The sequence below is a fragment of the uncultured Porphyromonas sp. genome, from assembly GCF_947254915.1.
GTDB lineage: Bacteria > Bacteroidota > Bacteroidia > Bacteroidales > Porphyromonadaceae > Porphyromonas.
Genome location: NZ_CAMYEZ010000050.1, coordinates 1 through 13,628, shown reverse-complemented (window position 1 = coordinate 13,628; position 13,628 = coordinate 1). Strand labels below are relative to the sequence as shown.

General features: G+C 54.1%; 13 protein-coding genes. 9 read left to right on the top strand and 4 right to left on the bottom strand.

Features of this window, described 5'->3' with window-relative positions:
- Positions 1-389: 389 nt before the first annotated feature.
- The 4 genes from recA to Q0X57_RS04395 all read left to right on the top strand — a co-directional run bounded on the left by recA (position 390) and on the right by Q0X57_RS04395 (position 5,304).
- The gene (gene recA, locus Q0X57_RS04410) at positions 390-1,526 is read left to right on the top strand and encodes a recombinase RecA (protein ID WP_297728215.1); all 1,137 of its coding nucleotides are present in this window, start codon (positions 390-392) and stop codon (positions 1,524-1,526) included.
- A gap of 75 nt (positions 1,527-1,601) precedes the next feature.
- On the top strand, positions 1,602-2,624 hold the full coding sequence (locus tag Q0X57_RS04405; RefSeq protein ID WP_297728211.1) for a GNAT family N-acetyltransferase: 1,023 nt from the start codon (positions 1,602-1,604) through the stop codon (positions 2,622-2,624).
- 9 nt (positions 2,625-2,633) lie between these two features.
- On the top strand, positions 2,634-4,025 hold the full coding sequence (locus Q0X57_RS04400) for a polysaccharide deacetylase family protein (RefSeq protein WP_297728209.1): 1,392 nt from the start codon (positions 2,634-2,636) through the stop codon (positions 4,023-4,025).
- A 13-nt stretch (positions 4,026-4,038) separates the two neighbouring features.
- The gene (locus Q0X57_RS04395; protein WP_297728206.1) at positions 4,039-5,304 is read left to right on the top strand and encodes a glycosyltransferase; all 1,266 of its coding nucleotides are present in this window, start codon (positions 4,039-4,041) and stop codon (positions 5,302-5,304) included.
- 100 nt (positions 5,305-5,404) lie between these two features.
- Here the strand turns inward: Q0X57_RS04395 and rbr are convergent, their stop codons facing one another.
- Positions 5,405-5,986, bottom strand: coding sequence for a rubrerythrin (gene rbr / locus Q0X57_RS04390; protein ID WP_297728203.1), 582 nt, complete (start codon positions 5,984-5,986; stop codon positions 5,405-5,407).
- A gap of 441 nt (positions 5,987-6,427) precedes the next feature.
- On the opposite strand from rbr, the gene Q0X57_RS04385 reads away from it, so the two are divergent.
- Entirely contained in the window at positions 6,428-7,741 is a 1,314-nt protein-coding gene (locus tag Q0X57_RS04385) for a DUF2130 domain-containing protein (RefSeq protein WP_297728200.1), read from the top strand.
- 5 nt (positions 7,742-7,746) lie between these two features.
- On the opposite strand, the gene Q0X57_RS04380 is transcribed toward Q0X57_RS04385, so the two are convergent.
- The gene (locus tag Q0X57_RS04380) at positions 7,747-8,334 is read right to left on the bottom strand and encodes a phosphoribosylglycinamide formyltransferase (RefSeq protein WP_297728197.1); all 588 of its coding nucleotides are present in this window, start codon (positions 8,332-8,334) and stop codon (positions 7,747-7,749) included.
- Positions 8,335-8,531: 197 nt separating this feature from the next.
- On the opposite strand from Q0X57_RS04380, the gene Q0X57_RS04375 reads away from it, so the two are divergent.
- From Q0X57_RS04375 to Q0X57_RS04360, 4 genes are all read left to right on the top strand, one after another.
- On the top strand, positions 8,532-8,771 hold the full coding sequence (locus Q0X57_RS04375) for an acyl carrier protein (RefSeq protein WP_004331282.1): 240 nt from the start codon (positions 8,532-8,534) through the stop codon (positions 8,769-8,771).
- A gap of 239 nt (positions 8,772-9,010) precedes the next feature.
- Complete coding sequence (gene fabF, locus Q0X57_RS04370) at positions 9,011-10,264, top strand: beta-ketoacyl-ACP synthase II (RefSeq protein WP_007365550.1); 1,254 nt, start codon at positions 9,011-9,013, stop codon at positions 10,262-10,264.
- Between the two features lie 121 nt (positions 10,265-10,385).
- On the top strand, positions 10,386-11,195 hold the full coding sequence (gene rnc / locus Q0X57_RS04365; protein ID WP_297728192.1) for a ribonuclease III: 810 nt from the start codon (positions 10,386-10,388) through the stop codon (positions 11,193-11,195).
- A gap of 203 nt (positions 11,196-11,398) precedes the next feature.
- Entirely contained in the window at positions 11,399-11,554 is a 156-nt protein-coding gene (locus Q0X57_RS04360; protein WP_297728188.1) for a hypothetical protein, read from the top strand.
- Positions 11,555-11,712: 158 nt separating this feature from the next.
- On the opposite strand, the gene Q0X57_RS04355 is transcribed toward Q0X57_RS04360, so the two are convergent.
- Together Q0X57_RS04355 and Q0X57_RS04350 are read right to left on the bottom strand one after the other, a co-directional pair.
- Positions 11,713-11,865: a hypothetical protein gene (locus Q0X57_RS04355; protein ID WP_297728186.1), complete on the bottom strand. Its 153-nt coding sequence runs from the start codon at positions 11,863-11,865 to the stop codon at positions 11,713-11,715.
- Positions 11,866-12,107: 242 nt separating this feature from the next.
- The coding region (locus Q0X57_RS04350; RefSeq protein ID WP_297728183.1) for a T9SS type A sorting domain-containing protein at positions 12,108-13,628 on the bottom strand (1,521 nt) is incomplete at its 5' end.

Below are 13,628 nucleotides of genomic sequence, written 5' to 3'. Positions count from 1 at the left end.
TCGGAAGAATGAAATGAAACTTCGGAAGAAGCAAATCAAAGTTCGGAAGAATTTTTTTATTCCTCTGTGGCGGATTCCCATTTTCTACCGAGGCATTTTCGATTTCCTCAGAGGTGAGGGATCGGAGGTATCGGACGAGTAACGGCTGTAGGGACGCACGATCTGTGCGTCCGTTGTATCAAATGTTACAGCGTCGTTGGTTTTAACGGGGACGGACGCACAGATCGTGCGTCCCTACAGCCGTTACTTGACAACGGATGCCCGACGTTTCGCTAAGCAGTGTCGAGGGATGAGATGTCCCTTTTTTCATTACCTTTGTATGGGAGGTTATATATGGTTAAGAGCATTGGCTCCCGGACCTCCGATATTCAACTAAGGACTAGGTAAATATGGCAAAGAAAAATGAGAGGACTGTCGTCACTCCTCCTATTACAGATGTCGCAGCGAAAATGAAGGCGCTGGAGACTACCATGGGGCGTATACAGAAACAGTTTGGCAAGGGTGCTATTATGAATATGGCGGATGATGCCGTGGAGGATGTGAGTGTGATCCCCTCAGGGAGCTTGACGCTCGACATAGCTCTCGGTGTCGGGGGCTACCCTCGTGGACGTATCATTGAGATCTTTGGACAAGAGTCTTCGGGTAAGACGACGCTGGCTATCCACGCTATTGCCGAGGCGCAGAAGCTGGGCGGTATCGCTGCGATCATTGATGCGGAGCACGCTTTTGATCCGACCTATGCACAGGCTCTAGGAGTGGACATTAGCCGTCTGTGGATCTCTCAGCCTGATGATGGTGAGCAGGCGCTAGACATTGCGGAGCAACTGATTCGTTCGTCGGCGGTGGACATTCTTGTGGTGGACTCGGTAGCGGCTCTGACTCCAAAGGCGGAGATAGAGGGCGAGATGGGGGACACGCAGGTGGGTCTGCACGCTCGTCTCATGTCTCGTGCTATGCGCAAGATCACGGCTGCTGTGAGTCGCTCTAAGACTTGCTGTATCTTCATCAATCAGCTCCGTATGAAGATCGGTAATGGCTACAGCCCTACGGGTCCTAGCGAAGTGACGACGGGTGGTAATGCGCTTAAGTTTTACTCCTCTGTGCGCCTAGACATACGTGCCTACAAGCAGATTAAGAAGGGCGACGATGTGGTCGGCAAGGTGACGAGTGTGCGTGTGGTCAAGAACAAGGTGGCTCCTCCCTTCCGTCGTGCTGAGTTTGATATACTCTTCGGTCAGGGCATCAACCGTGTAGGTGAGATCATTGATGCGGCTACCGACATGGGTATCCTCAAGAAGAGTGGCTCGTGGTTCTCCTATCAAGGCAATAACATAGGTCAAGGTCGTGATGCTGTCAAGGAGCTCTTGGATGACAATCCTGAGCTGGCCGACGAAGTGGCTCAGCAGGTGATGGATCAGCTGGCTCATGAGGGTAAGCTGCATCTCTCGCAAGAGGCTGACGAAGGTGAGGAGGGCGAAGCCCCAGACACGACGGATCAGCTGGTCGACGAAGACTTTGATATCTAGCGTATAGCCTAAGGAGGCTTATGAGCTACGTGCTGTGCTGACTAATTCTCTAACCCTGAAGTTGCTCAGTATATTGTGAGTCTCTCCGTCAGTCATTTCTCCCTCTCTAGTGAGCGGTACGTGCGATGGTGTGCTGAGACCCCTTCGCTACCGCTCTATGTGCAGCCCTGGTGGCTCCTAGCAGCATCGGGGATGGGAGAGATGGATGTACTCACTACGGCGGAGACTAAGGAGGGTGCTCCGACGCTGGCGTGGCCTCTCTTTATGCCTACGCAACGGCACCTGATCGTGCCTCCTTACTGTCAGTTTGCGGGCCCACTGAGTGATCGTTTGGGAGCAGTGGGGGAGGAGCCTTTTGATCGAGATCGATACATTGCTCACCTCGCCGCTATGAAAGCGCTTAGCGAGGCACTTCCCTCATCACTACGTTATATAGAGGCGCACTTACCGCTCGACTATTGGGACTGGCTCCCGTGTGAGACGCCTGCGGGAGCGTGGCGTAGCTCGGTCGCCTATACGCATCTTCTAGACTTGACGCAAAGGTCGCCCCAAGAGCTGTACAATAGTTTGATCCAGCGAAAGGTGCGTCGCGCCACTGCCTTGGGTTTACGAGAACTTTGGGCTGAGGAGACGAATGTGGCAACTTGTGCGGAAATGTTGGTGGAGCTCTGTCGTAAGAGCTTGCAGCGTAGCGGTGGAGACCGTCTCTGCGCCTCCTCGCTGAGGCGACTGGTGACGGCTGCTGTGGCACATCAGCAGGGTGCCGTCCTGCTCCTGCTCTCACCTCAGACGAAGGAGCCTATGGCTGGAGCCTTTGTGGCGCATCATGCTGGCACTGCCTACTACATTGCGGGGGGACAGGATAGGACGCCTGAGGGCGAGGATGCGATGGCTCTGCTACTGGATAGGCTCATCGTATGGAGCCGAGAGACGGGGTGTCACACCTTTGACTTTGAGGGATCGATGCAGGCAGGCATCGCTTTCTTCTTTCGCAGCTTCGGAGCTGTGCCACACCCTTACCTGCGCCTGCAGGCGGGGCGTCAGACGCTGCCCATGCGTCTGCAATTGCGTCGGTACTATCTACGGTATCTCTATTGACTTATCTATATGCGACACTACGAGGCGACAGAATATATCCTCTCCTTCCTACTCGGAGATGCGATCCCGCTCGACATCTCGGGCAAGATCCGCATCTCGCGTCACGCTCAGATGCAACGCTCACCTGACTACGTCGCCTACTGCCGGCCTGAGGAGGCGAAGCCGTATCATCGTGTGGTGATCGTCCCGTCGGGCTTCTTTGACTATGAGCAGTATGGTCGTGCCGAGTCGATGCCCACACTACCTCTCGCCGAGTGGCATAGGATGCCGCTACTCTTTGGGGAGCCTCGCGAGGAGAGCCTAGAGACGCCTTATGGCACACGTCTTATTATCTACGCAGACCTCGTGGCGAGTAGCTACTTCCTACTGTCTCGCTACGAGGAGATGTACTATCGTAAGCGGAGGGATCAGCATGGTCGCTTCCCAGGACGGGAGTCGCTGGGCTATCGTGCGGGCTTTCTGGAGCGTCCACTGGTGGATGAGTATGCTGCGGAGCTACGACGACTGATGCGTGAGATAGGTCTGGCGGTACAGCCGATGGAGCCCGGCTTTAGCTCGGTGTCGCTCACACATGATCTAGACCAACCCTACTACAGCTCGGGTGTGCGGGGCTTCCTGCGCCTCCTCCTCAAGGAGCGGCTCTCGCTGCGGGCCGCTTATCGCAATACATTCTCGCGGGCTAGTGAGGATCTCTTCTTTAGCTATGGACGCTTCCTGGACTGGAATGTGGAGACACAGCGTAAGTGCGCTATCCCTGTGCGAACGATCTTTTTCATCAAAACTCCTAGTCCGCATCCACTGGACAAGCCCAACTACACGCTACGTAATCATAAGGTAGCAGCCATCATGCGATTGGCAAGGAGACGCAAGGTGGAGTTTGGTCTCCATCTAAACCTCTACTGCTCGGAGCACCCAGATGCGGTGGAAGCGGCTAAGGAAGAACTGGAAAAAGAGCTAGGCGAGCCCGTCACCTGCTCTCGTCATCACTACCTAGCGGTGCGTGAGCCTGAGGACTACAATGCGCTCCTCGGGGCTGGCATCTATCATGACTACTCCATGAGCTACGCTGATGTGGCGGGCTTTAGGCTGGGTACGTCGCGTCCTGTGCGCTTTATCAATCCTCAGAGTATGGTGGTCACGGACTTGATCCTGCACCCGCTCACGGTGATGGACTACACGCTACATGATGAGAAGTATATGCACCTCGACTACGCAGAGGCTGAGCGGGTGGCTCTGGCAATGGTCAATCAGACGTATCGCTATCATGGCGAGGTGACGCTACTCTTTCACAATGAGAACCTGCTACTAGACGATCCTCACATTTACCACACGCGTCTCTACCGAGCTTTGTTGCGACAGATCATCAAGCTCTCGCCTGCGACGGACATCGTTGGGTTATAGTCCTTGCGCTCCTATGCTTCCTCACCGTATCCTGCTACTGACCGATCTGCTGCCCCCGCAGTTTGCGCCTCGCATCACGGCACTCCTGCAGCGCCTCCCCCAGCAAGAGTGGCAGGTGGACGTGGTGAGCGAAGAGATCAGAGGGGATCACCAAGGCTCTCACGGCTCTGTGGAGCGCACGAGTAGTTTGCCTGCACACCGTCTAGAGCGTGTACTATTAGCTCCCAAGAGGGGAAGGTCGCTCTATGCGCTCGCTGATGCGCTCTGGCAGGTGAAGAGCAGGCGCCTCGTACGGCACTTGCGTCAGCATTACGACTTGACACAATATGAGCTGATCGTGGGAATGAGCTATCGCACCTTCCCGCTACCAGCGGTCGCTCGCTTGGCACGGAAAATGGGGCTACCCGCTGTGATGGACTGCCGAGACATCGTCGAGGAGTACACACCCGAAGGCTTTCTTCCAGCACCGCTACCACGCTGGCTACCTTTGCGCCGAAAGCTCTACAGCTGGCTTCGAGCTAGCTTCATCAAAGCTCGGACAGAAGCGCTGCGCCAAGCCTCCGCCATCGTGACCGTCTCCGAGTGGCACCGCAATCAGTTGCAAGAGCTCCATCCAGAGCAGCGAGTCCTCTGCATACCGAATGGATATGACGAGGGGCTCTTCGTAGCACAGCCCGAGCGGTCCCCACAGTTACCGCTACGCATCGTCTATACGGGACGTCTCCTATCGCTAGAGATGCGGGACCCGACGTTGCTTCTAGAGGCGCTACAAGAGGAGGCGCTAGACAAGTGGGTTCAGCGTGGAGCTGTCGAGGTGCATTGGTATTGTGACAACGCTTCGCAGCAGCTCCTTGAGCAACTCCTAGAAGCGTACCCTCCTAGTGTACGAGCTGCGCAGCACTTTCACGCAATGGTACCTTACGCTGAGGTGCCGAAGCTACTGGCTCAGGCCGATATGCTCCTCCTCTTAGGCCGTCGTGAGCAGCCCGAGGGACCACATGGGATGGTGACGACCAAGCTCTTTGAAGCGATGGCGATGCATCGGCCTATCCTGATGGTGGAGAGCGACGAGAGCGTTGTAGCACAGATACTCCGAGCACATGGCGGAGCGCTCGCTGCTACCGATGTAGTGCAGGTCGTAGCGTTTGTCGCACATCACTTGGAGCGTCTAGAGCGTGGCGAGGCGCTACCGAGAGAGACCTTTACCGACCACTATCAGCAGTATACACGTGAGGCGATGGCGGAGGCTTTCGTGCAGCTCTTCCGTGCGCTCGTCTGAGTGCTTTCTTTTTCTCTAGAGGTACTAAACGAATCAAGCCCAGCAAACGAAGAGTCTGCTGGGCTTGATCTGTATAGGCGGACAGCCTATGCGATACTTTTTAGTAGTTGTCGCGCATTGGCTCGAAGAACTCCTGTGGGTGTGCACAAGCAGGACACTTAGCGGGTGCCTTCTTAGCCTTGACCACGAAGCCGCAGTTACGGCACTGCCAGTAGATCTCCTCGTCACGCTCGAAGTACTTGCCAGACTCGACACGCTCTAGGAGCTTGAGGTAGCGCATCTCGTGCTGATGCTCAGCCTTGGCTACGTTGCGATAGACGGCAGCAATTTCTTTAAATCCCTCCTCGTCTGCGATGTCAGCGAACTCAGGATACATCTCCTCAGCCTCGCAGTGCTCACCAGCAGCTGCAGCCTTGAGGTTCTCAGCAGTGGTGCCGATGACACCAGCAGGGAAGGTTGCGGTGATCTCTAGCTCACCACCCTCAAGGAACTTGAAGAAGCGCTTAGCGTGCTCCTTCTCCTGATCAGCAGTCTCTAGGAAAACAGCCTCGATCTGACGATATCCCTCCTTGCGAGCTACTCCAGCGAAGTATGTATAGCGATTTCTAGCTTGAGACTCTCCAGCAAATGACTTGAGGAGGTTCTGTTCGGTACGTGTACCTTTGATTGATTTTGTACTCATATATAGGTATTCTAAAAGGTTAAGCGGTTTTATTACCACCACAAAGATACCTATTTATTGTGAGTCGTGCAAATTTTGTACAGAGCTGACGCATTACGCAGGATGAGTGCATCTACGGTACTATCAAGGAAACCGAACAATCCCTCGGTGGAGATCTTCGAATCTTCAGCGAGGAACGGAAAAATTCTTCGGAACTTTGATTCCTTTCTTCCGAAGTTTCATTTCATTCTTCCGAACTTTTATTTCTCGGTTCCGTGGAAAATTTTCGTTTGCTCCGTGGAGTTTTTTGATTTCCTCGGGGGCATCATATGTAGTCCCCAGAGGAAAGGATTATAATGCGTCAGCCCTGAAGTCTTCTGCGCCTCTCTCAGAGAGATTTGCGGAAAAGAGTATCTTTGTCTTCACTTGAATCAACCTTTTTAGAGAGACCTGAGATAAGATATGCACGAATTGATTTGTCCGAATTGCAATAAGCCGTTTAGTATTGACGAGCGTGGCTATGCGCAGCTCCTAGAGCAGGTGCGTGGCGAGGCCTTTGAGAAGGCGCTCGCTGAGCGGATCGCACTCGTAGAGGAGCGGAGCCGACAGGGGCAACAGCTCGCCGTGGCGCAGGCTGAGGCGACACTCAAGGAGCGACTGGCACAGCGAGACACCGAGCTGGCACAGCTCCAGAGCAGACTAGACGCTATGGGAGAGAAGAGCCAGGTGGAGCTGCGACTGGCTCTAGCAGACAAGGAGAAAACGATCACGGAGCTCCATGCAGAGCTGGCGCAGCAAGAGAGCTTGCGGGATAACGAACGCCTAAAAGCCCAGGCTGAGAGCCAGAAAGCGCTACAAGCTAAGGAGCAGGAGATCGTCGTGCTACGATCTCAGGCGGAGCTGCAGAGTAAGGAGGCTCAGCTAGAGCTTAGCCGGCTGCAGGAGCAGCACAAGGAGCAGGAGGAGAGACTGAAGGAGCAGGTGAGCTTTTACAGAGATCTCAAGGCGCGTCTCTCCACCAAGATGATAGGCGAGACGCTGGAGCAGCACTGCGCTCTAGAGTTTGAGCAGAAGCTGAGGACCTTTTACCCCTACGCTTACTTTGAGAAGGACAATGAAGTGGTCGGTGGCACCAAGGGGGACTTTATCTTTCGCGACTATGCGGGAGCGGGCGAGCCTGAGTACATCTCCATCATGTTTGAGATGAAAAACGAGGCTGACGAGACAGCCACGAAGCATCGCAACGAGGACTTTCTCAAGAAGCTGGACGAGGATCGTCGCAAGAAGGGGTGCGAGTATGCCGTCCTCGTGTCGCTCCTAGAGCCCGACAGCGAGCTCTACAACGGGGGCATTGTGGACAAGTCGCACCGCTACGAGAAGATGTATGTGATCCGCCCCCAATTCTTCGTGCCGCTGATCACGCTCTTGGTCTCTACCTCGCGCAAGAGCCTCGATATTCGGAAGCAACTCTTTGAGGCGCAGCAACAATCCATTGATATCACACACTTTGAAGAGGATATAGAGGAGTTCAAGGACAAGTTTGGGCGTAACTATCGCCTAGCGAGCGATAAGTTTAAGAAAGCAATTGAAGAGATCGACAACTCGATCAAGCATTTGCAAAAGATCAAGGACAATCTCATCGGCAGCGAAAACAACCTGCGCCTAGCCAATGACAAGGCGGAGGGGCTAACCATTCGCAAGCTCACCTACAAGAATCCGACGATGCAGGCTAAGTTCAAGGCGCTTAAAGCGCTTGATCAGTCGTCGGAGGAGTAACCCAACTAAGCTAGTGGCGTAAGGTCGGGACGTGTGAGGTAGTCGGCGACAACGATAGGGTAGTAGGTGTACTCGAGGCGATGGATGCGCTCAGCGAGCGTGTCGACCGTGTCATCGGGGTGGACCGCTAGGCGCACCTCGCAGAGCGTCGAGCCACGATCGTACTCGCCATCGATGAGGTGGATCGTGATGCCACTCACTTTGCAGTGCTCCTTGAGGACGCACTCGTGGACACGGTCGCCATACATTCCCTTGCCCCCATAGTCTGGTAGGAGCCCTGGGTGGATATTGAGGATGCGCCGAGGGAAAGCTCGCAGCAAGCTCTCTGGCACCAAGCCGAGGAAGCCTGCGAGGACGATAGCTGTCACCTGATATTGCTCTCGGAGTTGCTCGGCAAAGGCAACGTTCGCCATCTCTTTGCGCTGGAAGATGAGAGAGCGTACACCTAGTCTCTCAGCACGCTGGAGGACTCCGGCGTGAGGATTGTCAGTTGCTATGAGCGCGACGGAAATGTTGTCTATATTTGTCAGGTAGTGGACGAGAGCTTCAGCATTTGTTCCATTGCCCGAGGCGAATATTGCTATGGTTTCCATTTTTCTTCGTACATTTGTTGCACATAAGAGGTGTATGTGTGCAAAATGCGACGGCATTCACACGCTCTGACACCTCTTCTGTACAAAGGTACAGCTAAATCTGCGGATACGATACGCTCCTCGCGTGGAGCGACCAGCAGAGCTACGCTACCGCCCCATATGACTAATCAATTATTCATCAAATAACCTATTAAGCAATGAACGCAGAAGTAGAAAGCAAGGTCAAAGACCTAATCGCAGACAAGCTCAACGTTGAGCTCTCAGAGGTAACTCGTGAGGCAAACTTCACCACCGATCTCGGTGCTGACTCTCTTGACACGGTCGAGTTGATGATGGCCTTCGAGAAGGAGTTTGATATGACCATCCCCGATGAGGAGGCTGAGGGTATCAAGACCGTTGGCGACGCTATTGACTACATTGAGAAGCAGCTAGCATAATCCATCTAGAGGAGTATACGCAGTAGCGCTCTCCTCACCATAAGATACAGAGGTGTCGCCACATAGTTGCGTGGCGATTCTCCTGCTAAAGTACAAAGCCCGAGGGCAAGTCTCAGATCTCCCAGCATGGGTGCTGGGCTTGCCCTTGTGTGCTTCCCAATATTCAGTTTACACCGCTAGGATCTGTTGCACACAGCAACAGACACCTCATATACTGACGCTTGACTTTGATATAGCCTATGCAATTTAACAGAGTAGTCGTGACTGGCCTAGGTGCCATCACCCCCATTGGCAATGATGCTCCTACCACTTGGCAAAACCTGCTAGCGGGCAAGAGTGGAGCAGCTCCCATCACACAGTTTGATGCCTCCAAGTTCAAGACCCAGTTTGCCTGTGAGGTCAAGGGCTTCAACCCCGAAGACCACTTTGACCGAAAGGAGGTACGTCGCTATGATCGATACACACAGCTCGCTCTGGTAGCAACAAAAGAGGCGATCGCAGACTCCGCTGTAGACCTAGAGCATGTTGACAAAAACGAGGTCGGTGTCATCATCAGCGCAGGTATCGGAGGCCTAGAAACCTTCCAAGAGGAGATCCTGCAGTATGATCCTGAGCGAGGACCTCGCTTCAATCCCTTCTTCATCCCTAAGATGATCTCCGACATCGCAGCTGGACTCGTATCAATTGAGTACGGCTTCCACGGTCCCAACTACAGCGTCGCCTCGGCTTGTGCCTCCTCAACGAATGCTATCATCGACGCAGCTATCATGATACGCCTAGGCAAAGCGAAGATGATGGTCGCAGGCGGTAGCGAGGCCGCTGTGACAGTCGCTGGTATCGGTGGCTTTAATGCGATGCACGCCCTCTCCACACGTAATGACTCTCCCGAGACAGCCTCTCGTCCCTTCAGTGCTAGCCGTGATGGCTTCGTACTAGGCGAGGGTGCCGCTATCCTTATACTAGAGGAGTATGAGCATGCAGTCGCTCGTGGAGCTAAGATCTATGCCGAGTTTGCTGGCTTCGGACTATCAGCCGATGCGTATCACCTGACTGCCAGCCACCCCGAGGGACTAGGCGCTAAGCTCGTGATGACCCGCGCACTAGAAGATGCTGGTATGAAGCCCGAAGATGTAGACTATATCAACGTCCACGGCACCTCGACACCTGTCGGTGATGCTTCCGAGGTCAAAGCTATCCAAAGCGTCTGGGGCGACAAAGCTTACGATCTCAATATCAGCTCCTCCAAGTCTATGACCGGACACCTCCTCGGTGCTACAGGAGCGCTAGAGGCGATGGCTATCGTCAAGTCCATTCAGGAGGATGTCGTCACACCAACCATCAATCATGAGCCAGGTGACGAAGACGATCAGATAGACTACAAGCTCAACTTTACCTTTGACAAGGCGCAAAAGCGTACTGTCAACGTAGCCATGAGCAATACCTTCGGCTTCGGCGGTCACAACGCTTGCGTCATCTTCAAGAAGATCCAGTAAGCGCATCCGCACCGTATCAACTCATGACACTGTATCAGCGATACCCCCTCACGCACGTTGCTTTAGAGCCGACGAGTATGGAGGGGTATCGCTTTTTGGGGTCTTCTAGAGAGCGACGGCTATGAGATTCCTTCGCACCTCTAGGACTAGATCCCTGCTTCAAGAGCTAGGCGAGCGCTGGCAGCACTGGTGGCGTAAGATGCGTGGGGGTACCTCGCAGCGCACGCCAGATCTGACCTCACTCTTTGACCGGATAGGCATCGTGCCCGTCCGCACAGACCTCTATCTCCTAGCGATGCGTCACCGCTCCTGCACCATCATCGGAGAGGATGGGGAGAAGCTCAATAATGAGCGACTTGAGTTCCTCGGCGATGCCGTCCTCGAAGCCTCCATCTGCACCTACCTTTACCACCTCCACCCCACATGGGACGAAGGTGAGCTGAGCAAGTGCAAGAGCTCGCTCGTGAGCCGCCCCGTCAATAACGAGGTAGGCCGTCGCTTGCATCTAGAGCGCTATATCATCATGGTGCCGAGCGCACTGGACAACTCGGTAGACATCTACGGCAACACCGTCGAGGCGCTCATCGGAGCCATCTACCTCGATCAGGGCTATGCTCGTACGCAAGAGTTCGTCCGTGACTACATCCTCCCCACCTACCGGGACATGCAGGAGCATACGGTGGCGAGCATTCAGAACTATAAGAGCGAACTCATCGAGTGGGTTCAGAAGCATCACCTGTCCCACGAGTTTCGTCTTGAAGAGCATCAGGCGATGCCTCACGACCGCTTCATCTACAGCGTCTGGATCGATGGCAAGCCCGTAGGGCGAGGCGCAGGTAGTAGCAAGAAGCGCGCCCAGCAAGAGGCCGCGCATGACACCCTCGAGCTACTCAAGCAAGCCTACTCAGCCATACAGAGTCGCACTAGCTAGCCCCGCTCCCTCCGAGTAGCCCGCTGTAAATGCGCTCAAGACGAGTAGCCCGCTGTAGGGACGCACGGAAGTGTTTAGTGGGATGGCGTCCGTTGTTGTACAGCAAGACGAGTAGCCCTCTGTAGGGACGCACGATCTGTGCGTCCGTCCCCGTTAAAGCTTATGAGCTTCTGCTTTGTTTACAGAGAAATATACGTAATCCTTTGACACAACGGACGCACGGATCGTGCGTCCCAACAACAATCACACGTCCATTCCTCTTTACGAATAGCAGACGACCTCCTGCGGTCGGACGCATCGTAGCCGTCGGGCGGAGGGGCAACAACCCCGAACGACCGATGGATAGGCGGACGTGTTAGAAGATCGACCCCTTGTGGGTCGGACTAGACGATTGGGGGGCAAGATGTTCGCTGTTACTTAGTCTTTGTCTAGTCAATCGACGGTGCAAAGGTAATACAAGCATCCATCGCACCAGACCCCTAGTGCCCCCAACATCGGTCTGTGAACAACAAGCGTCTCAACAGCCCCTAGATAAGAGCGACACGACAGCTGGATAGAGACTAAACATTGAACCAGCCGACGAGTAACGGTTGTAGGGACGCTCGGGAGTGTCTAGCGGGAGGCGTCCGTTGTCGTACAGCAAGACGAGTAGCCCTCTGTAGGGACGCACGATCTGTGCGTCCGTCCCCGTTAAAGCTTATGAGCTTCTGCTTTGTTTACAGAGAAATATACGTAATCCTTTGACACAACGGACGCACGGATCGTGCGTCCCTACAGCCGTTACTCGTCCCGTGCGTCCCTACAGGCCGTTACTCGTCCGATCACTCTGATCGCTCCGATTGCTCCGATTTCCTCTCCCTTCTAACCTCTAATCAAAAAAGGGGCGAACCGTCGTTCGCCCCTTTTTTGATTCTATCGCCTTACCACCACTCGGTAAGTCTCGCCCGCTACGCAGACTAGGTAGACCCCGTCCGCATAGGGCGTCAGGTCAATCTGTAGCACGCCTCGGCTATCCGTGAGACCCGTATAGAGCCGTTCGCCCGTCATGCTGTGAAGCGTCACCTCGCTAGCAGGCGCTACACCCTCCACGATGATGTGGTCAGTCGCTGGATTCGGGTAGAGCTTCACCTGCTGCGTGACCGTCGTCTCCACGCCCGTGTTATCTGCAAAAGTAGCCTTAACCTCCGTTGCTCCCTTGATCACAACTTTCTTTGTTGCGAGGATGTCCTGACCGTTGGCCGTGAGAGCTGTCAACTTGTAGCCCTCAGCTGGCGTAGCATTGATCGTCAGCTCCGTGCCATAGGGAACGGCAGTGAGGTCAGCGGCTCCAGTAGCGGTGATCGTACCTTCGCCCTCCTTAGTGAGCGTAACGGCAAAAGTCTTCTTCGTAAAGGTCGCCTTGATTAAAACATCTGCCGTGCCGACGGTACACTCAAAGGTCGTTTGACCCGTATAGGGAGTGACCTCTATCTCTTCCTTGCCGATGAGCCACTTGTCTATCTGGTAGCCCTCAGCAGGCTGAGCTGTGATGACAATCTTGTCGCCTTCATAAGCTAGGCTTCCAGAGGTAAAGGGCTCCCCATTTCTAGTAGCTGTGAGCTTGTTTTCGCCTTCGCCTTTTGGCGTGAATGTCACTGTATAGTTCTTCTTCTTCGCAAAGGTTGCCTTGATCTCGGTATTCTCCGTAACGACAAACTTCTTTGTTGCGAGGATGTCCTTACCATTGGCGGTCAACTTAGTCAGCTTGTAGCCATAAGCGGGGGTAGCGACGACCGTCAGCTCCGTACCGTAGAGGACAGCGTTGAGGTTGTCTGCCCCAGTGAAGGAGATTGATCCACCAAAAGTTGACCAAGAGGAGACAGCATAGAGAGCGTTGTCTGCTCCCGTGTAGTCGTACCAAGCGTCGTCAAAATAGCTGCGTGTAAACTGAGTCTTCCACCCCTTAGCTTGGGCAGTAGCTACATGTGCAGCGAGACAAACGTTGCCCTCACCACTTCCATCATAAAACACTTTAAAGAGTCCCACACCCTTACCTTGTAAGTCTGGCAAACTATTGACCAAGTTAGCCATCTCGGGCGCCTTAATTTGATTCCTATGGCACGTCAGCAAGATTATACTCGTACAGCCTGACAGATCAAGTTTCCTCAAGAGGTTCTTACTACAGTTCAGAGCTGTCAAAGCTTTGTGTCCAGACAAATCCAAGCTGGTCAGTTGATTCCTGAGGCAGTTAAGCATTGTCAAGGCGGTACAGTCCGAGAGGTTCAAGCTGGTCAGTTGATTGTTATTACACTCAAGCGTTGTCAAGGCGGTACAGCCCGAGAGGTTCAAGCTGGTCAGTTGATTGTTATTACACTCAAGCGTTGTCAAGGCGGTACAGCCCGAGAGGTTCAAGCTGGTCAGTTGATTGTTATTACACTCAAGCGTTGTCAAGGC

Bases quoted from the DNA above. Each gene is read 5' to 3' on its own strand.
- recA (WP_297728215.1), top strand. From the start codon at position 390: ATGGCAAAGAAAAATGAGAGGACTGTCGTCACTCCTCCTATTACAGAT.
- Q0X57_RS04400 (WP_297728209.1), top strand. From the start codon at position 2,634: ATGCGACACTACGAGGCGACAGAATATATCCTCTCCTTCCTACTCGGA.
- Q0X57_RS04395 (WP_297728206.1), top strand. From the start codon at position 4,039: ATGCTTCCTCACCGTATCCTGCTACTGACCGATCTGCTGCCCCCGCAG.
- rbr (WP_297728203.1), bottom strand. From the start codon at position 5,986: ATGAGTACAAAATCAATCAAAGGTACACGTACCGAACAGAACCTCCTC.
- Q0X57_RS04385 (WP_297728200.1), top strand. From the start codon at position 6,428: ATGCACGAATTGATTTGTCCGAATTGCAATAAGCCGTTTAGTATTGAC.
- Q0X57_RS04380 (WP_297728197.1), bottom strand. From the start codon at position 8,334: ATGGAAACCATAGCAATATTCGCCTCGGGCAATGGAACAAATGCTGAA.
- Q0X57_RS04375 (WP_004331282.1), top strand. From the start codon at position 8,532: ATGAACGCAGAAGTAGAAAGCAAGGTCAAAGACCTAATCGCAGACAAG.
- fabF (WP_007365550.1), top strand. From the start codon at position 9,011: ATGCAATTTAACAGAGTAGTCGTGACTGGCCTAGGTGCCATCACCCCC.
- rnc (WP_297728192.1), top strand. From the start codon at position 10,386: ATGAGATTCCTTCGCACCTCTAGGACTAGATCCCTGCTTCAAGAGCTA.